The sequence below is a fragment of the Accumulibacter sp. genome (assembly GCF_023806625.1).
Lineage (GTDB): Bacteria > Pseudomonadota > Gammaproteobacteria > Burkholderiales > Rhodocyclaceae > Accumulibacter.
This window is the reverse complement of record NZ_JAMTDX010000072.1, coordinates 90,433-108,136: the sequence shown is the minus strand read 5'-3', so window position 1 is coordinate 108,136 and position 17,704 is coordinate 90,433. Positions and strand designations below refer to the sequence as shown.

17 protein-coding genes are annotated in these 17,704 nt (G+C 66.2%); 5 read left to right on the top strand and 12 right to left on the bottom strand.

Features of this window, described 5'->3' with window-relative positions; all coding sequences use genetic code 11:
• Together NFW05_RS12630 and trxA are read right to left on the bottom strand one after the other, a co-directional pair.
• Window positions 1–520 (bottom strand): Rho termination factor N-terminal domain-containing protein (locus tag NFW05_RS12630; protein WP_295307312.1); only part of this gene is annotated, 520 nt, incomplete at its 3' end.
• A 215-nt stretch (window positions 521–735) separates the two neighbouring features.
• A complete protein-coding gene (trxA, locus tag NFW05_RS12625) occupies window positions 736–1,062 on the bottom strand; it encodes a thioredoxin TrxA (RefSeq protein WP_295307308.1) in 327 nt (108 codons plus the stop codon).
• Window positions 1,063–1,248: 186 nt separating this feature from the next.
• Here trxA and fdxA point away from each other — a divergent pair, with 186 nt between their 5' ends.
• Together fdxA and fadD are read left to right on the top strand one after the other, a co-directional pair.
• Window positions 1,249–1,572 carry a ferredoxin FdxA gene (fdxA, locus tag NFW05_RS12620; protein ID WP_295307321.1) on the top strand — a complete coding sequence of 108 codons (324 nt, stop codon included), beginning with the start codon at window positions 1,249–1,251 and terminating at the stop codon, window positions 1,570–1,572.
• A gap of 207 nt (window positions 1,573–1,779) precedes the next feature.
• Window positions 1,780–3,456 carry a long-chain-fatty-acid--CoA ligase FadD gene (fadD, locus tag NFW05_RS12615; protein ID WP_295307305.1) on the top strand — a complete coding sequence of 559 codons (1,677 nt, stop codon included), beginning with the start codon at window positions 1,780–1,782 and terminating at the stop codon, window positions 3,454–3,456.
• Between the two features lie 27 nt (window positions 3,457–3,483).
• Here fadD and NFW05_RS12610 read toward each other — a convergent pair whose 3' ends face one another.
• The 10 genes from NFW05_RS12610 to amrB all read right to left on the bottom strand — a co-directional run bounded on the left by NFW05_RS12610 (window position 3,484) and on the right by amrB (window position 15,985).
• Complete coding sequence (locus NFW05_RS12610) at window positions 3,484–4,107, bottom strand: ankyrin repeat domain-containing protein (RefSeq protein ID WP_295307301.1); 624 nt, start codon at window positions 4,105–4,107, stop codon at window positions 3,484–3,486.
• A gap of 257 nt (window positions 4,108–4,364) precedes the next feature.
• Window positions 4,365–7,448, bottom strand: a complete 3,084-nt coding sequence (locus NFW05_RS12605) for an efflux RND transporter permease subunit (RefSeq protein WP_295307298.1) — start codon at window positions 7,446–7,448, stop codon at window positions 4,365–4,367.
• 10 nt (window positions 7,449–7,458) lie between these two features.
• On the bottom strand, window positions 7,459–8,619 hold the full coding sequence (locus NFW05_RS12600; RefSeq protein WP_295307295.1) for an efflux RND transporter periplasmic adaptor subunit: 1,161 nt from the start codon (window positions 8,617–8,619) through the stop codon (window positions 7,459–7,461).
• A gap of 172 nt (window positions 8,620–8,791) precedes the next feature.
• Window positions 8,792–9,709 (bottom strand): DUF4399 domain-containing protein, encoded by a 918-nt coding sequence (locus NFW05_RS12595; protein ID WP_295307292.1) that lies wholly within the window; start codon window positions 9,707–9,709, stop codon window positions 8,792–8,794.
• A 465-nt stretch (window positions 9,710–10,174) separates the two neighbouring features.
• Complete coding sequence (locus NFW05_RS12590; RefSeq protein WP_295307289.1) at window positions 10,175–12,022, bottom strand: Hsp70 family protein; 1,848 nt, start codon at window positions 12,020–12,022, stop codon at window positions 10,175–10,177.
• Window positions 12,019–12,573 (bottom strand): DUF2760 domain-containing protein, encoded by a 555-nt coding sequence (locus NFW05_RS12585; protein ID WP_295307286.1) that lies wholly within the window; start codon window positions 12,571–12,573, stop codon window positions 12,019–12,021. Before NFW05_RS12585 ends, NFW05_RS12590 begins: the two co-directional genes overlap by 4 nt.
• A 278-nt stretch (window positions 12,574–12,851) precedes the next feature.
• Window positions 12,852–13,532, bottom strand: a complete 681-nt coding sequence (locus NFW05_RS12580) for a hypothetical protein (protein WP_295307283.1) — start codon at window positions 13,530–13,532, stop codon at window positions 12,852–12,854.
• Window positions 13,529–14,638, bottom strand: coding sequence for an AmmeMemoRadiSam system radical SAM enzyme (amrS, locus tag NFW05_RS12575; RefSeq protein WP_295307280.1), 1,110 nt, complete (start codon window positions 14,636–14,638; stop codon window positions 13,529–13,531). Before amrS ends, NFW05_RS12580 begins: the two co-directional genes overlap by 4 nt.
• Window positions 14,623–15,174, bottom strand: coding sequence for an AmmeMemoRadiSam system protein A (gene amrA / locus NFW05_RS12570; RefSeq protein WP_295307279.1), 552 nt, complete (start codon window positions 15,172–15,174; stop codon window positions 14,623–14,625). The genes amrS and amrA overlap by 16 nt, the downstream gene beginning before the upstream one ends.
• The gene (gene amrB, locus NFW05_RS12565; RefSeq protein ID WP_295307276.1) at window positions 15,164–15,985 is read right to left on the bottom strand and encodes an AmmeMemoRadiSam system protein B; all 822 of its coding nucleotides are present in this window, start codon (window positions 15,983–15,985) and stop codon (window positions 15,164–15,166) included. The genes amrA and amrB overlap by 11 nt, the downstream gene beginning before the upstream one ends.
• A gap of 44 nt (window positions 15,986–16,029) precedes the next feature.
• Between amrB and ispD the strand changes: the two genes are divergently transcribed.
• From ispD to NFW05_RS12550, 3 genes are all read left to right on the top strand, one after another.
• Window positions 16,030–16,728, top strand: coding sequence for a 2-C-methyl-D-erythritol 4-phosphate cytidylyltransferase (gene ispD, locus NFW05_RS12560; RefSeq protein ID WP_295307273.1), 699 nt, complete (start codon window positions 16,030–16,032; stop codon window positions 16,726–16,728).
• Entirely contained in the window at window positions 16,725–17,204 is a 480-nt protein-coding gene (gene ispF, locus NFW05_RS12555; RefSeq protein ID WP_295307271.1) for a 2-C-methyl-D-erythritol 2,4-cyclodiphosphate synthase, read from the top strand. The genes ispD and ispF overlap by 4 nt, the downstream gene beginning before the upstream one ends.
• A gap of 244 nt (window positions 17,205–17,448) precedes the next feature.
• Window positions 17,449–17,595 (top strand): hypothetical protein, encoded by a 147-nt coding sequence (locus tag NFW05_RS12550; RefSeq protein WP_295307268.1) that lies wholly within the window; start codon window positions 17,449–17,451, stop codon window positions 17,593–17,595.
• Window positions 17,596–17,704 lie beyond the last annotated feature (109 nt).

The following is a 17,704-nucleotide window of genomic DNA, read 5'->3' as shown; positions in this document are numbered from 1 at the left end:
CGCGTTGTCCCTTGCCGATCGGCGCGATGATGTCGATGATCCGGCTGGTGATGTTCTCCTCGCCGCGGATCTCTCTCTCGAGATGCAGGTGTTCGGCCGGGTGCAGCGGAGTCAGGTTCTCGAAGAGTATCTTGTTCTTGGAAGCCTCGGGAGCCTCGCCGTTGATCCGGTCCACCTTGACCAGGGCGAAGTAACGTTCGCCGTCCTTCGGCGTGCGGATTTCGCCCTCGATCGTATCGCCGGTGTGCAGGTTGAAGCGCCGGATCTGGCTGGGGCTGACATAGATGTCGTCGGTGCTGGCCAGATAAGAGGTGTCCGGTGAGCGCAGGAAACCGAAGCCATCCGACAAGGTTTCGAGAGTCCCGTCGCCGAAAATGCTCTCGCCCTTCCTCGCCTGGTTCTTGAGCAGCGCGAAGATCAGCTCGTGCTTGCGCAGCCGGTTCGCGCCATCGATGCTGTTGCTGACGGCCATGTCGAGAAGTTGGCTGACGTGGAGCGCCTTGAGTTCGGATAGTTGCATGGGCAGAAGACAGGGAAGGGGAGCTTGGCGTGGAGCCTGATGTCCTGCGCTCGGGCAGACACGGCTCGGGCAGACACGGCTCGCGCCGGGCACCGTGCAGGGGCGGCCGGATGCGGCTGCGAAGGGGGCGGCTGAAGGCTCTGCGCGGCTTCCGGGCGTTATGACTTTTGGGTTGTTGCGCGCCGGTGAACCTTCAAGTCTGAAGCCTAGCGGCTTTAGAGGTTGCTGTCAATGAAGGTGACCAGTTGCGACCGCGAGAGAGCGCCGACCTTGGTCGCCTCGACATTCCCGTTCTTGAACAGCATCAGCGTCGGAATGCCGCGAATCCCGTAGCTCGCAGGGGTCTGCTGGTTCTCGTCGATGTTCAGCTTGACCACCTTCAGGCGGCCGGCGTAATCGTTGGCGATGTCGTCGAGCAGCGGGGCAATCATCTTGCACGGATTGCACCATTCGGCCCAGTAATCGACCAGAACTGGCTCTTCTGCCTGGAGCACGTCGGTCGCGAAGCTGGCGTCGGTAACGTGATGGATGTGTTCGCTCATCAAGAGGCCTCATGCGGGATCTGGGGTCAAGGTGACCGGGGGCAGCCGGCGCGGAAGCTGCGCCCTGGTGCGCCACGGGGTCGTGCAATGCTAGCGAAAATTTCCCGCCAAGGGAAGCCGAAAGCCTGTCTCGGGGAAGCCAAATACGCTATAGTCTGCGCCGTTCCAACTAGCCGTAATTCGACGATGACTTACGTTGTTACCGAGAACTGCATCAGGTGCAAGTTCACCGATTGTGTGGACGTATGTCCGGTGGACTGCTTTCATGAAGGCCCGAACTTCCTCGTCATCGATCCCGATGAGTGCATCGACTGCACGCTCTGCGTTCCCGAGTGCCCGGCGGAGGCGATTTTCGCCGAGGACGACGTGCCGGAGGATCAGCGTCGGTTCATAGCGCTGAATGCCGAGCTGTCGAGAGTCTGGCCGATTATCGTCGAGCGCAAGGATCCCCCAGCAGACGCCGAGGACTGGAACGGCAAGCCGGAAAAGCTCAAACATCTCGTGCGCTGACTGACGGGACCGGCTGATCGCTTCGCGTTCTCGACGGCGACCCGCGGGATGCCGATCTTCTCGCGCCCGCTGCGGATCGCCGCGGTGGTCAGGTCGTGACGGGGAGCGGGTGAGCCAGTCTCCAGCCCCGGAGCACGACACGAGCGGCGCTGCCGAGCCCTGGCGGTCATCAATCAGGCGGAAGAAGGCAAAAGAGGAGGAGAACAGGTGGAAAAGATATGGTTGAAGAACTACCAGCCGGGTGTCCCGGCCGAGATCGACCTGAGCGAGTTCGAGTCACTCGGTGAACTGTTCGAGAAGAGTGTCGCCCGGTATCGCGAACGTGTAGCCTACATCAACATGGGTGTCCAGATCACCTATGGCGAACTCGACAAGCTGTCACGGGACTTCGCGGCCTACCTGCAATCGGCGCTCAAGCTGCCACAGGGGGCCCGGGTGGCGGTGATGATGCCCAACGTCCTCCAGTACCCGATCTGCATCTTCGGAGCGCTTCGTGCGGGTTACGTGGTGGTCAACGTCAATCCGCTGTACACGCCGCGCGAGCTCGAGCATCAGCTGAAGGATTCGGGGGCCGAAGTGATCGTCATTCTCGAGAACTTCGCGACGACGCTCGAGGAGGTGCTCGCGCGAACGCCGGTCAGGCACATCGTCGTGGCTCGTCTCGGCGACATGCTTGGCTTCCCCAAGGGGGCGGTGGTCAACTTCGTCGTCAAGTACGTCAAGAAGATGGTCCCGGCATGGACCTTGCCGCGTGCGGTTAACTTCCGCACCGCTCTGGCGAGGGGCGCCTCGGCCGAACTCAGAGCGGTAACGGTCACTCACGAGGATCTGGCGTTCCTGCAATACACTGGCGGGACGACCGGCGTGTCCAAGGGCGCTATGCTCCTTCACCGCAACATTCTCGCCAATCTGGCGCAAGCGCATGCGTGGATCAAGCCCGAACTCGGCAGCGCGCAGCACCTCGTCATCACCGCCTTGCCGCTCTACCACATCTTTGCCCTGACCGCGAACTGCTTCACATTCTTCAAGATCGGCGCGAGCAATCTGCTGATCACCAATCCCCGGGACATACCGGCATTCGTCGCCGAACTGGGCAAGTACCCGTTTACGGTGATTACCGGGGTGAACACGCTGTTCAACGCCCTGCTGAACAACGACGCGTTCTGCGCGCTGGACTTCAGTACGCTGAAGGTCACCCTCGGCGGAGGAATGGCCGTGCAGAAGGCGGTTGCCGAGAAGTGGCAGGTGGTCACCGGCAAGCCGCTGATCGAGGCCTATGGGCTGACCGAGACGTCCCCGGCGGCGACGATCAATCCGCTGAACATCCGCAGCTACACGGGGGCGATCGGTCTGCCGATCTCGTCTACCGAGGTTGCCATCCGCAACGACGCTGGCGTCGATGTCCCTCTGGGCGAGCGCGGGGAGTTGTGCATTCGCGGTCCGCAGGTGATGAAGGGCTATTACAATCGCCCCGAAGAGACCGCCAAGGTGATCCTGCCGGATGGCTTTCTGGCCACCGGTGACATCGCGGTAATCGACGCCGAGGGATTCGTGCGCATCGTGGACCGCAAGAAGGACATGATTCTCGTCTCCGGCTTCAATGTCTACCCGAATGAAATCGAGGATGTCGTCGCTCAGCATCCGGGCGTGCTCGAAGTCGCCGCCGTCGGCGTGCCGCATGAGAAGTCGGGGGAGGCGGTGAAGATTTTCGTCGTCAGAAAGGATCCGGCAGTGACCGCCGAGGCGTTGATCGCCTATTGCCGGGAGCATCTGACGGGCTACAAGGTCCCCGGGCAGGTGGAGTTCCGCAATGAGTTGCCGAAGACCAATGTCGGCAAGATCCTGCGCCGGGAATTGCGTGACGAGGCGCTGAAGAAGTCCTGATCGCCACGCGCCCGGCAGCGCCCGGCGTCAGGGCCTGGCGGCAAGCTGTTGAAGGTACTCGCTGGTCACCGGATGCTTGTTGCGCGAAGCATAGAACAGCGGGGTCTGGCCTTCCTTGTCCTTGCTCCCGGGGTCGGCGCCGTGCTCGACGAGGACTCGCGAGACTCGCGGCTGACCAGTCGCTGCCGCCAGGTGGAGCGGCGTCTGGCCGGTTTCCGTCCTGGCGTTGACGTCTGCCTTGCGTTCGACGAGCAATTCCACTTCCTTCCGGCCACCGGAGAGCACGGCCGCATGCAGCGGGGTCATGCCGATCCCGTCACGCGCGTCGATCGCCGCACCACTGTCGAGGAGCAGTTCCGAAGCTTTTGTTCGTCCGTAAAAGGCGGCCATGTGCAGCGGCGTCCGGCCGAGGGCGTCGCGAGCGTCGATCTCTGCTCCGTTTTCGAGCAGCGTCCTGATCTCCGCCAGGTCGCCGCGGGCCGCTGCCCGGGACAGTGGAGACGCAATCGCCGGAACCACGGCACTCTGCGCAGTCGGCTGCGGCGTCTTGCCAGATGAGTTCCCCTCCGGGTCCCTGCTGCACGTCGCAAGGATCAGCGCGGACAGCAGGGCGCTGGCGAACAGGGTTGTGCGGCGGGGTAATTTGGTCATTTGGGAGATTCTCCTATTCTCCTGCGAGGAACTGGAGCAGCCGCCCGTGTCTGCCCCGGAGTGTGGCTTCCCGAGAGGCGGCCTGGGCCGCTGCAGCCGGCCGTTGCCGATCGGGGTCGCTGGTTCGGCAGTGTTTCGCTCGGTCGTGTCGCGATCGATGGCTGCGTCACCTGTCGCGACCGGCCGACGCTACCGTCACGTGTGGCGAGTGGCTCGGGAAATATTACCATCGCTGGCGGCGTTCTTGTCGCGGGCGGTCAGGAGGCGGCCAGCGCGGGCTGGGCGCGCCTCGCATAACGCTCGAGGTAGAGGTAGATGACCGGAGTCAGGTAGAGCGTCAGGAACTGCGAAAGCACGAGCCCGCCAACCACCGCCAGACCGAGCGGTCGCCTGACTTCGGCACCGGCCCCGAGACCCAGGGCGATCGGCAAGGTCCCGGCCAGCGCAGCCATCGTGGTCATCATGATCGGCCGGAAGCGGATCAGACAGGCTTCGAATATCGCCGTTCGGGCTGGCAGGCCGTCCTGTCGCTGGCGTGCAAGGGCGAAGTCGATCATCATGATCGCGTTCTTCTTGACGATCCCGATCAGCATGATCACCCCGACGAAGGCGTAGAGGCTGAGGTCGACGCTAAAGGCGAGCAGCGTCAGCAGCGCGCCGAGACCGGCCGACGGCAGGCCGGAGAGGATCGTCAGTGGGTGAACGAAGCTCTCGTAGAGGATGCCGAGCACGATGTAGACGACGAGGACAGCCATCAGCAGCAGCACACCGAGTCCCTGTTGCGAACTCTGGAAGGCCTGCGCCGTTCCCTGCAGACTGGTGTTCAGCGAAACCGGGATGCGCATCTCCTGCTCGAGGGTCCTGATCCGGTTGACGGCCTCGCCGAGCGATACGCCGGGAAGCAGATTGAAGGAAATCGTCACTGCGGGCAACTGGCCCTGGTGGCTCACGGTCAGCGCCTGTGTTCTGCGGCTGAAGTGGGCGACCGTGTCGAGTGGCACGAGTTTCCCTGCATTGTTGCGCACGTACAGGCGAGCGAGTGCATCGGGCGTCTCCTGGTACTCGGGAGCCACTTCGAGAATCACCTGGTACTGATTGCTCGATCCGTAGATCGTCGACACCTGTCGTGCGCTGAACGCGCTCTGTAGCGCGTCCTCGACCTGACCGTAGCTCAGTCCGAGGGTGGCGAGCCGGTTGCGGTCGATCTCCAGGGCGACGACCGGGCTGCGGTCGTTGAGGTTGTTGGTCACGTCGATGAATCCCGGCAACTGGCGGATGCGCTCGGTCAATGTGCCGGTCCAGCGGTACAGTTCATCGAGATCGGTATCCTGGAGCGTGTACTGGTGCTGGGCGGCGGTAATCTGCCCGCCGATGCGGATCACTGGCGGATTCTGCAGGTAGGCCTTGATTCCCGGGACGGCAGCGAGCTTCGGGCGCAGCCTCTGGATGATCTCGTCGGGAGTCGAGCGGCGCTCGTCACGCGGCTTGAGGATCATGAAGATGGTCCCGGTATTCGCCGTCGGCCGGATGCCGCCGGCACCGACGGCAGACATGAACGAGTGGACATCGGGTTCCTGGGCGACGATCTCGGCGAGGGCACGCTGGTGCTGAACCATCGAGGGGAAGGAGATATCCTGGGCGCCCTCGGTGAACGCGATGATCTGCCCGGTATCACCGCTGGGCAGGAAGTCCTTGGGTAGCCAGGCGAAGAGAGCGCCACTGAGTCCCAGAGTGATCACGAAGCTGGCCAGCACCAGCCGCGGGTGTCCGAGCGCCGCCCTGAGCGACCGTTCATAGCCGGAGAGCATCGCCGTAAACAGGCGCTCGAAGGCCTGGAAGACGCGACCGTGCGCTTCGTGATCAGCCGGGCGGACATACCGGCTGCAGAGCATCGGCGTCAGGGTCAGGGAAACGAAGCCCGAGACGAGGATCGCGATACAGATGGTCACCGCGAACTCGTGCAGCAGACGACCGACGATCCCGCGCATGAACAGAACGGGAATGAACACGGCGACCAGCGAGACGGTCATCGAAATGATCGTGAAACCGATTTCACGGGCGCCGGTGATCGCCGCCTGAAACGCCGGCTCGCCTTTCTCGACGTGGCGGACGATGTTCTCGAGCATGACGATCGCGTCGTCGACGACGAAGCCGACGGACAGCGTCAGGGCGAGCAGGGACAGGTTGTCGAGGCTGTAGCCGAGCAGCGACATCGCGCCGAATGTGCCGACCACCGAGATCGGCAGAGCGAGGCTCGGAATCAACGTCGCCGACAGGTTTCTGAGAAAGAGCAGGATGACCATGATCACCAGTGCCCCGGCAAGGATCAGCGTGAACTGGACGTCCTGGACGGCCTCACGGATCGACACGCTGCGGTCGAAGAGTACCTTCATCTCGATCGCTGCCGGCAGCTTCGACTGGAACGACGGGAGCACCTGTCTGATCGCCTCGACGGTCTCGATGGTGTTCGCGCCGGGCTGGCGCAGCACGGCCAGGACGATCGCCCGGCGATCGACGTTCCAGCTTGCGATGCGGTTGTTTTCGACGCTGTCGATCGCCGTGGCCACCTCGTCGAGACGCACCGGTGCCCCGTTGCGCCAGGCGACGATCAGCGGGCGGTAGGCGGGGGCCGTCGACAGCTGGCCGCCATCCTTGATGGCGAAGGTCTGACGCGGGCCATCAAGCTGGCCGATCGGCTGATTGACGTTGTTCTGGGCCAGCGCCTGCTGCATCTCGTCGATGCCGATCCCGCGGCTGGCGAGCTCGTCGGGGTTGGCCTGGATGCGCACGGCAAATTTCTGCGCTCCGTAGACCTGGACCTGGGCCACTCCGGTGATCGTCGACAGGCGCTGGGCGAGCTGCGTCTCGGCGTATTCGTTGACCAGCGAGAGCGGCAGAGTCCGCGACATCATCGCGACGTAGAAGATCGGGAAGTCGGCCGGGTTGACCTTGCGGAACGACGGCGGCGCCGGCATGTTCGGCGGCAGCTTGCGCAGGGCTGCCGAGATCGCCGACTGGACGTCCTGGGCAGCGGCGTCGATGTTGCGCTCGAGCGCGAACTGCAGGGTGATCGAAGTCGAACCCTGGGCGCTCGTCGAGGTCATCGAGTCGAGGCCGGCGATCGTCGAGAACTGTCCTTCGAGAGGTGTCGCCACCGCTGCGGCCATCGTTTCGGGTGACGCCCCCGGGAGGCTGGCGGTCACCGCGATCGTCGGGAAGTCGACCGTCGGCAGTTCGGCGACCGGCAGGCTGCGATAGCCGAGCACGCCGAAGACGAGTAGCGCGGCCATCAACAGCGTCGTCATCACCGGCCGGCGAATGCACAGTTCGGGGAGCGTCATCTCGGGAAACTCAGCGCTCGGGCGCGGTTGGCGCGCCGTCTCTGTCAGCGTTGCCCGCGTCGGGGACGTCGACGGTCAAGCCGGGTGCGAGGCGAAGCTGGCCGTCGGTAACCACCGTTTCGTCCTTGGCCAGCCCCTTGGCGATTGCTGCGATTCCTCGCTGAGTGGTGATGACTTCGATTCTTCGCGCTTCGACGGTACGGTCCGGACGGACGACATAGATCCACGCGCCTTCCGGTCCCTGCTGAACGGCCTCTGTCGGGACGACCACTGCGTCGACCAGTGTATCGAGGACGAGGCTGACGTCGAGAAACTGTCCCGGGGTCAACTGCTGATCTTCGTTGTCGAGCACGGCCTTGACCTGGATCGTTCCCGTCGAGCTGTCGACAGTGTTGTCGATGAAGCGCACTCGCGCTGCGGCGGGCGGGGTCTTTGCGCCGGGAACCCGGACCGTCGCTCGGGCGTCGCCGCGATCCATCGCCCGGCGCAGCGCTGCGAGGTGCTTCTCGGGGACGGAGAAGGCGACGAAGAGCGGGCGCACGCGATTGACGACGGCGAGCACCGTGTCGTTCACCTTGACCGCGGTGCCGGGGAAGACCAGGCGGGCACCAACGATGCCGGCAAAGGGCGCGCGGATCGTCGCGTACGACAACTGCCGCCTGGCCAGGTCGACCGCCGCACGGTCCGCGTCGACCGTCGCGGCGGCCGCCGCGAGAGCCGTGCGCATCTCGTTGACCTTCTCCTCGGAAACGAAACCTCGTGCCTTCAGTGCGACGTAGCGATCGACGTCAACCCTGGCCTTGGCCAGGATGGCCTCATCCTTGAGCAGACTGGCACGCGCCTGACTCAGGCGGGCCTCGAAGTCCCCCGGATCGAGCTCAATCAGGACTTCTCCGGAACTGACCGATTGGCCCTCGGAAAAGCGGACGCTGATCACCTGGCCATCGACTCGTGCTTTCAGCGCAACGCTCTCGTAAGCTTCGGCCCTGCCGACGACCTCGACGGCGACCGGCACGTCAGCCAGCGTTGCGCGAGCCGTGACCACTGGTACCGGCGCAGGTGCCTTCGCCGGCGCTCGGGCCGTTCCGGCGATCCGGGGCGCGGACCAGTATGCCGCCGCCGCGAGGGCGGTCAGGAGCACGGCGAGCAGGAAGATACGGGGCTTCGACATGATGGCGGACGGACGGTGTTTCAAACGAGGGAAGCGCCAACAACCAGCCCGGACGGGTTGGACGGTGTGGCCGAGGGAAGCCGGCATTGGAGGGCCGACAACTGTCTAGACTATCAGAGATCGGTCATGATCGACTGGCCAGCCGGTCGACCAACCCGTTTGGTCGCGCTGTTCAGCGGCGCTGAGCACTGGCCTGTGAAGCGACACTCAGCCTGAGCTGATCGCGGAGGAGGAGCTTGTGGTCGCCGGACAGCAGGCTGAACTCGAGATCGTAGTCGCCCGGACCGAGGTCGAGTACCGCCTCCGTCTGACCGTCGCCAAGATGTACGGTGCTCACCGTCGTCCGGTTCTTGCGCACGGTCAGCAGGAAATGGCCGGTCTCGGGAATCGACGTACGCTCGGGGGCCACGCCGAAGCCAACCGCGCCCAGCTTGACGAGAAACGGACTGTCTACGGTCTCGCCGTCGCGAAGATTCTTGAGATAGACCGCCCGGGACTCTGCAGGCGGGGTCGAGACCTCGTCCTGGTACCACAACGCACAGCTTTCGCTGAAGTGCTCGGGGTTGATCCGCGGCTTAGGGGTCGCGTTGCGAGGACCGGTGACGGTGACGGTGATCTTCCGGCTGAAGACGTAATAGGGGCGATGGTCGTAGTCGGCGAAGAGCAGGCGCAGGCTATGCTGCCCGGGCGGCAGGTCGATCGCCGTCGCGGTCTGACCCTTGCCGAAATGCCGGTACTTGTCCGAGAAGGGAATCGGCTCGGTGACCGAATTCGGCATCGGCGTGTCGATCAGCAGATGGTGGTGACCGCTTTTCTCGCGCTTGTTGCCCGCGGGAATCACGCCCATTCCACGTATGCCGAACTCGACCCAGAACGGCGTGCGGACATGGAAGCCATCCCGGAGGTTCGAAAAGGTGACCGGCGTCGAGTCGGCAAACAGGCTGACCGAGGTGCGGTCGGCCGTGTATTGCAGCCAGCAGCGCCGCTCGAGGGGATCGTCGGGCAGGCGCGCGGCGCTGTGGGCGATCGGCGCCATGAGCGGCAGAAGGAGAGCGAGCAGCAGGGCAGGACCAGCAGAAGACTCATTCATCGGCGGCCTCACGTCGATCTGTCGGCCGGCTCGCCGGAACATGCAACGGCTTGCGCGTTCGAACCGAGCCGAGGGCGTAGACTTCGGACGGCGCTGGCGCCGGGATCCAGCAGCGCTTTGCCGTCGACGGGGTATGAGTGTGCCAGCTTGCTGCCCGGTTGACCAGTCCCGACTGCGGAAAGCTCCCGGCCTGCCGCGCAGAAGTTCGTCAGAGCGTCTGGGATGGCCAGGATCCGGCGAGAACGGCCGATTCATCGGGCCGGCCGTCGATCGGCGCTGTGCAGCCGTTGCATCTGCGCAGCCATCTGACCGGGGTCGCGGTGTGCACGGACCCGCGCGAGGACTCTCGCTGGCGGTGCGCGCCGCGCGATCCCTAGGCGTCGCGGGCTGGCGGTCGACGGAAAAGGAGCCGAACGGCAGGTTCGGCTCCTGCACTCACGCGCCCGGCGCTCCAGTACGAGCCAGCTAGCCACTCGCCCCGGCGCGCACGTCGAACTCGACTTTCCAGCGCTGCGGGCCGTCGTGCGGCAAGGCTTCGAGCTCGAGCGTTCCCGCCTCGGTGACCCGCGCGTGCAGGCGAACGCGCACGATCTCGCCCGGCGCCCGCCCGTCGCTCGGCAAGGTCGTCTGGATCTCGTCGAGTTCCTGGAGCGCTTCGGGTTCCCATTCGTCGAGCAGCGTGCCGACCTGGTCCTGGCGGCGGACCGACGAGCCGAAGAAGCGGAAGCGGACCTGCTCGCCGACGACGAGGCCGAATTCCTGCGCGGCGATCGCGGCTTCGCTGCCTTCCTCCATGCCGAAAGGAGCAAGACAGAGCGCCTGCACCGGGGGTTCGAAGCCGGGCACCGCCGGCATCGACGACTCGACGGCGACGTAATAGGCGCGAGCCGTGCCTCCGCGGATGCGCACGCCCTGGCCGCGGCGGACGTAGCCGTAATAGGCGGCACCGCGGGCGACGGCGAGGTCGAGGTCGGCACCCGCGAGCAAGCGCGCCGCCGGAGCCCCTTCGGCGGCGAGCCAAGAATTGATTGCCGCCAGCGTGCGCTCGGCGAGCAACCCGGACTTGAAGACGCCACCGTTGAACAGGACCGCGGTCGGGTGCAGGAAGCTCGCCTCGGCGGGCAGGCGGCTGTCGAATCCCTCGAGGTCGGCTGTCGCGCCGACCTGTCGCGCAAGGAAGGCCGCCAAATGGCGGGTGATCGCCGCGTCCTGCGCGTAGGGTAGCCCGAACTGTGTCAGGCCGCCGCGTCCGCGCCCCTGCGGCCGATCGCCGATCGCTGCCGGCGGGAAGAAGCCGTCGAGCAGGGTCGTGGCGAGTTCGTCGCGGGTCAGCTCGCTGCGGATCGAGCCACCGATCAGCTTCGCGCCGCGGCTGGCGATGACCAGTGGCACGGCCGTCGCGTCGGGATCGCCGAGCAGTTTTTCCTTGGCCGCTCGACACGCGTGGGTCAGCGCGCGCAATTGCCAGGCGTCGAGCCTGCTGCCCTGCGCCGAGAGCTTGCCGGCGACCGCGTAGGCCAGCGCCAAGTCCATGTTGTCACCGCCGAGCAGGATGTGCTCGCCGACTGCGACCCGATGCAGTTCGAGGTTGCCGTCGCGCTCGAGCACGGCGATCAGCGAGAAGTCGCTGGTCCCACCGCCGACGTCGACGACGAGAATGATGTCCCCGGGGCGCACCTGCTTGCGCCACGAACCGCCGCTCTTCTGGATCCAGCTGTACAGCGCGGCTTGCGGTTCCTCGAGCAGGATCATCCGCTCGCAGCCGGCCAAGCGCGCGGCTTCGGCGGTGAGTTCGCGGGCGGCAGGGTCGAAGGATGCGGGTATCGTGACGACGATCTCCTGCTCCCCGAAAGGTGCCTCGGGCTGTGCCTGATCCCACGCCGCACGCAGGTGTGCCAGGTAGCGCAGTGACGCTTCGAGCGGCGAGAGTCGGGCGACTTCGGGTGGGGCGTCGCTCGGCAGGATCGCCGCACGGCGGTCGACGCCGGCATGGCACAGCCAGCTCTTGGCGCTGGCGACCAGGCGGATCGGCGTGGCCGCTCCGCGGGCGCGCGCCATCTCGCCGACTGCGAAGTCCTGTCCGGTCGTCCACGGCAGGCTCAGGTCGCCGGGGGCGAGTTCGCTGGCGTGCGGCAGATAAATGAACGATGGCAGCAGGCCGAAGGACTCGACGGTCCCCGGAGCGCTCAACTGCGGAATCGGCAGGACGTGCTGGGTGACCGTCTCGCCGTCACACGCGTCGAGGTCCACGTATGACAGCGCGCAGTGTGTCGTTCCGAGGTCGATGCCGATCGAGAATTTCGTGGCACTCATAGCTCGACCTCCGCAGGGGCGACGATGTGCAGGTCGTGGCCTCTGGCGATCTTTGGCAGCCTGGTTTCGGCGATTCGCCAGCCGCGGTGCGCGACGCTCCCCGTGAATGGCGGTTGGCCGACGACGTTGCCGGTCACCCGGATCGCTGCGGCGTCGAAACCGGCGGGCAGCGTGACACGGCTCCCTTCGGCCTCGCTGCGTACCGGGGCGATCGTGAAGTTGTCGCGCAGCACCTTGCGGCAGCCTTGATGGACGACCCGAGCGGCGGCGCCGATCTCGGCATCCGCGTAGGCGCCGACGTCCTCCTCGATGAAGTCGATGAACCGGGCTTCACGCTGCAGCAGGCCCAGCAACTGGAGCGCGCCGTCCGGGGCCGCTTCGAGCAGCGGTTGGGCGGCTGGCTTCGGCGGTGGCGCGACGACTCCGGCGGCCGGTTCGCCAGCGCCAAGTGCCTGGACACGGGCCGCGAAAGTGCCGTCGGAGAGGATCCGGAAGAACGTGCCGAAGGCCAGCGCGATGCGGCTCGGCAGGGAGGGTGGATTGGGTTTCATGGAAGTTTGCACTCCTCGGGTTGGCCGCCAGTGCGGCCGGATGAAGGGGCATCGGGACCTCGCTGCACGGCGCGCTGGTGCGCGGCCAAGGATCGCGGAGCGTCATGGTTCCCGAGACGGGAAGGGTCTGGCCGGCGCGGGGCCGTGTCGCCCGGGCGCAGAGGCCGGACCGCGCGGTGACGGGCACGCTCTGCCCGTCCTGGGCGCAGCTGTTGCGGCGCAATATAAACGATTTCGCGAATTTGGTGTAGTGCCGGGTCAGCGCTACCCGCGGCCGCTCAGTCGGCCGCGCGAGCGCCCTCGCGCAGATGTTCGACGAACCAGCACGCCGTCTCGCGGGCCACGGACTCGAACACGGCTGCCGATGCGGGAGCCGCGGCGCTGCCTGGCACGATCGTCAGCCGCCGGGTGCAGCCGACCTCGGCGAGGGCGCGTCGGTTGCTCGCCGTGCCTGGTTCGTCGTTGGCATCGCCCAGGACGAGCAGCGGCGAGGCCAGCGCGCGCAGGTAGACGGTGCCGGCCAGGTCGATCAGCCCGCCGCGGCAGACGATCGCGTAGATGTCCTGATCGCGCTGGGCAGCGACGCGTAGTGCGACGGGTGAGCACTCGCCGCTCGCGCAGAGTCCGATCGGCAACGGCGGTACTTCGCCAAGGAGCATCCTGAGCCGGACTTGCGACAGACCGTCGAGAAGACGGCGGGTGAGCAGCGGGACGTTGCTGCGGACGTTCGCGAAGCGGTTCTCGGCCACGCTGAGCAGGTCGATGGTCAGCGTGCCGATGCCGGCATGGCGCAGGATGACCGCGAGCGCATCGTTGCGCGTCTCGGGCGATCCGCCGGCGTGGGCGAGGATGACCAAAGCCCCGGCTCTTTCCGGCAGGCCGAGTTCAGCACGCTCCAGACCCTGCGCGACGTCGATCGCCAGGACAGTTTCGCCGCGATCCCGGAGAGCGTCGCTCAACGGCCGTCCAGCCTGATCGGCACGCGCCGCGGTCCGAATGCCTTGCCGAAGTGTCCGAAGCGTCCGGCGATCGACCTGCCGCAGTGCGGGCAGCGCCCCTCGGGGGACAGGTCGTAGTGACGGATGGCGTACCAGTCGCGCTCGATCAGCGGCGCCTGGCAGCCCGGGCAGAAGGTCGTGTCGCCGTCGCGGTCGTGGATGTTCCCCGTGTAAACATGGTGCAGGCCCGCCTCGAGACCGATCCGACGGGCCATCGTCAAGGTCGAGCGCGGCGTCGGCGGGATGTCGTTCATCTTCCAGTCAGGATGGAACGCGCTGAAGTGCAGCGGCACGTCGGGCCCGAGCTCGCGCGCGACCCACTCGGCCAACGCCCGGATCTCGGTCGGCGAGTCGTTCTTGCCGGGGATCAGCAGTGTGGTCAGTTCGAGCCAGCAGTTCGTCTCGTGGTGAATGTACACGAGCGTATCGAGCACGGGCTGCAGGTGGCCGGCGCAGAGCCTGAAATAGAACTCGTCGGTGAATGCCTTGAGGTCGACGTTGGCTGCGTCCATCACCGCGAAAAACTCGCGGGCCGGTTCGGGGTAGATATAGCCGGCGGTGACCGCCACCGTCCGCACGCCGCGCCGATGGCAGGCCAATGCCGTGTCGATCGCGTACTCGGCGAAGATCACCGGGTCGTTGTAGGTGAAGGCGACCGACTGCGCGCCGTAGGCGATGGCAGCTGCGGCGATCCCTTCGGGACTCGCTGCGTCGAGCAGGCGGTCCATGTCGCGCGATTTCGAGATGTCCCAGTTCTGGCAGAACTTGCAGGCCAGGTTGCAGCCAGCCGTGCCGAACGAGAGGATCGCCGAACCGGGATGAAAATGATTCAGCGGCTTCTTCTCGATCGGATCGATGCAGAAGCCCGACGAGCGACCGTAGGTCGTCAGGACCATTCGCCCGTCGAGGTTCTGGCGCACGAAACACGCCCCGCGCTGCCCGTCGTGCAGCTTGCAGTCACGCGGACAGAGGTCGCACTGGATGCGCCCGTCGTCGATCGGATGCCACCAGCGCGCCGGGTGTGCCGATTCAGGCACCTTCGGCTGATGATCTAGGTTTCCTTCCATTTCCGTACTCCGTAACGCGCCAGGACAATCTGCTCGTGCCAGAAATCGGCAGGAAGACCGGCCTTGAGCTTGAGCTGGGCCATGAACTGGCGTGGATCGGGAAGCGACTCCCAGACTTGCGGCAGGAAGGTCGCGCGATGCCGTCCGTAGGTGAGGATCAGCCCATCGATCCCGGGGTGCAGTCGAGAGAGTGCATCGGCCTCGTCGGTGACCGGGAAGGGCTCGGCCGGCGTCAGCAACGAGACTTCGATATCGATTCCAGCAAACTCGTCGCGGCCGAGCGGCGGGAAGCGGTAGTCGCGAAACGCGGCGGCGAGTGCATTCTCGGCGACGTCGATACCCAGCGGTCGATGCGCCTCGAGGCTGCCGATACACCCACGCAGCTGCCCGTTCCGTTTCAGCGTGACGAAAGTGGCCCCGGGAGCGGCGAACTCGGGGAGGGCTTCGCCGACCGGCTGCGCCGGCAGGCCGAGGCGCTCGGCGATGGCCTTGCGGGCAATGCGCAGCAGGGCGGCGCCGAGGGCTTCACTGGACATTGGCAGTCTCCGCAGTGAAGCGGAAGGCACCGTAACCGACGACTCGCGAGCGGTCGCCGGCGGTGTCGCCGGAGTTGCGCAGGTCGACGAGCTCGGCGTGCAGGCCGTGCCTGCGCGCGGCGAGCAGCAGCCCGTTGACTGGCGTTGCTCCGCAAGCCTGCTGGTGGTCGAGATGCGGGTCGAGCGCGAGGATGTGCGTCGCCGTGTTGCGGTCGGTCTCCCTGGCCATCGCGTAGGGCAGGTAGTGCGACAGATCGGAGCTGACGACGATCAGCGTCTCGTCGCCACCCCAGAGGCAGTCGAGCACTTCGGCGACCTGGGTGGCGGACGCACGCCCGACGGCCAGCGGCAGCAGACTGAACTTGCCGAGCACCGTCTGCAGGAAGGGCAGCTGCACTTCGAGCGAGTGCTCGAGCGCGTGCGCCGAATCGCTGACCACGACCTGTGGCAGGTGCGCGATCGCCGCGGCGGCTTCCTGGTCGATCGCAACGACGCCCAGTGGTGTGGAAAAGGCCGTCGTCGACGGCAGCGCGAGACCATTGACCGCGACCCGATGAGTCGGGCCGAGCAGCACGACCCTGGTGATCGTCGCGCGGCGCGCGGTGAGTGCCGCGTAGGCACTCGCCGCGATCGGCCCCGAATAGACGTAGCCGGCATGCGGAACGATCAGTGCCTTCGCTGCCGGTGCGATCGCTTCGCTGTCGATCGCGCCGAGCATTTCGCGCAATTCGCGCTGCAGCGCTGACGCTGCTCCCGGATAGAACATCCCGGCGACGGCGGCCGGTCGGATGTGTGCGGCAGTGTGGTTCACGGCGGTGCTCCTTGAACGGTGACTTCCTCGCTTAAAATTAGTCCATGACACGCTACTTCGCAATCGTTCCTGCGGCCGGAAGCGGCTCGCGCTGCGCTGGCGAGCTGCCCAAGCAGTATCGGTCGATCGCCGGTCGTCCGCTGCTCCATCACGCTCTGGCTGCGCTCTGTCGCTGTCCGTTCGTGGATCGCGTCTGGGTCGTACTCTCGCCCGAGGACAGCTGGTGGCGACAGTATGAATGGACCAGCCTGGGGCACAAGCTCGAGACACTCTTCTGTGGCGGATCGACGCGCTCGGCGAGCGTGGCGAACGGGCTGCGTGCGGCGGCCACTGCCGCCCACGACGACGACTGGGTGCTCGTCCATGACGCCGCCCGTCCCTGCCTGACCCAGACGATGCTCTCCGACCTGCGCGAGCAACTCGATGGCGACCCGGTCGGTGGGCTGCTCGCGGTTCCGGTGGCCGACACGCTCAAGCGCGCGAACGACGGGCAGCGGGTACTCCGCACCGAGTCGCGGGATGGGCTCTGGCAGGCGCAGACGCCGCAGATGTTCCGCTACGGCCTGCTCGTCCGCGTGCTGGCTGAATACCCGGGCGGTACCGACGAGGCTTCGGCGATCGAGGCCGCGGGTCACGCGCCGAGGCTCGTGCGTGCCGACTCGTCGAACCTCAAGGTCACCTATCCGGCCGACCTGCTGCTCGCCGAGATGATCCTGTTGGCCAGGTCGAGACTGCAGCCGTGATCCGCGTCGGTCAGGGTTGCGACGTTCACGCGCTGGTGCCGGGCCGGAAGCTGATTCTCGGGGGAGTGGAGGTTCCCCACCATTCGGGGCTGCTCGGCCATTCCGACGCCGACGCGCTGCTCCACGCGATCACCGACGCGCTGCTCGGCGCCGCGGCTCTCGGCGACATCGGCCGGCACTTCCCGGACAGCGATCCGCGTTACCGGGGCGCCGACAGCCGCGAACTGCTGCGCGCGACCGCCGACCTGTTGCGGCAGAAGGGGTGGCGGGTCGCCAACGTCGACGCGACGATCGTCGCGCAGCGACCGCGGCTGGCTGTGCATCTGCCGCGGATGGTCGCGAACATCGCCGCCGATCTGCAGGTCGCGGTCGATTGCGTCAACGTCAAGGCGAAGACTGCCGAGCGGCTCGGCTTTGCCGGGCGTGGCGAAGGAATCGCGGCAGAAGCCGTCGTGCTGATCTGCGACGGCGCGTGAGCCCCCAGGGCGAGCCGAATGCGCCGGGGGATTGCACCGGCGCAGCGCGACCACGAGCAGCGAGCCCGCGGCACGGCCGTCGTTGCCCTCCGACGCGTGTGCCATTCTGGACCGACTCCGAGACGACTCTCGCCCCTGCGCTTGCGGGCGACGTGGGTGTCCATCGTCGGGGCGAGTCACGTCCGGGGATCGCAGCAGGGTCGCCCAGGTTCCCAACAACTGACCGGGAAGCGAAGGGATCGAGATGAATCGAGGATCGTGGTGTTCGGCATCTGTCCTCGTCGTGGCTGTCCTCTGGCCCGTCGCCGCGTTCGCTCAGGCGCCCGCTTCGGCCGAGCTGCCGAAGCTCGTCGTTGGATCGGTCTGGAAGTACCGGCAGATCGCCCTGTGAAAAAATCCCGTACTGTCCGCTTACCAGGAGGAGTTGGTTGCCGTCGAGGCAGAACGCCTGGTCTTTCGGGCGCGGATCTCGCCAGAAGGGCAGCCCGTCACTCGCTACT

Coding starts and splice junctions, on each gene's coding strand:
- trxA (WP_295307308.1), bottom strand. CDS start 1,062: ATGAGCGAACACATCCATCACGTTACCGACGCCAGCTTCGCGACCGAC.
- fdxA (WP_295307321.1), top strand. CDS start 1,249: ATGACTTACGTTGTTACCGAGAACTGCATCAGGTGCAAGTTCACCGAT.
- NFW05_RS12610 (WP_295307301.1), bottom strand. CDS start 4,107: ATGACCAAATTACCCCGCCGCACAACCCTGTTCGCCAGCGCCCTGCTG.
- NFW05_RS12605 (WP_295307298.1), bottom strand. CDS start 7,448: ATGACGCTCCCCGAACTGTGCATTCGCCGGCCGGTGATGACGACGCTG.
- NFW05_RS12600 (WP_295307295.1), bottom strand. CDS start 8,619: ATGTCGAAGCCCCGTATCTTCCTGCTCGCCGTGCTCCTGACCGCCCTC.
- NFW05_RS12595 (WP_295307292.1), bottom strand. CDS start 9,709: ATGAATGAGTCTTCTGCTGGTCCTGCCCTGCTGCTCGCTCTCCTTCTG.
- NFW05_RS12590 (WP_295307289.1), bottom strand. CDS start 12,022: ATGAGTGCCACGAAATTCTCGATCGGCATCGACCTCGGAACGACACAC.
- NFW05_RS12585 (WP_295307286.1), bottom strand. CDS start 12,573: ATGAAACCCAATCCACCCTCCCTGCCGAGCCGCATCGCGCTGGCCTTC.
- amrS (WP_295307280.1), bottom strand. CDS start 14,638: ATGGAAGGAAACCTAGATCATCAGCCGAAGGTGCCTGAATCGGCACAC.
- amrA (WP_295307279.1), bottom strand. CDS start 15,174: ATGTCCAGTGAAGCCCTCGGCGCCGCCCTGCTGCGCATTGCCCGCAAG.
- ispD (WP_295307273.1), top strand. CDS start 16,030: ATGACACGCTACTTCGCAATCGTTCCTGCGGCCGGAAGCGGCTCGCGC.
- NFW05_RS12550 (WP_295307268.1), top strand. CDS start 17,449: ATGAATCGAGGATCGTGGTGTTCGGCATCTGTCCTCGTCGTGGCTGTC.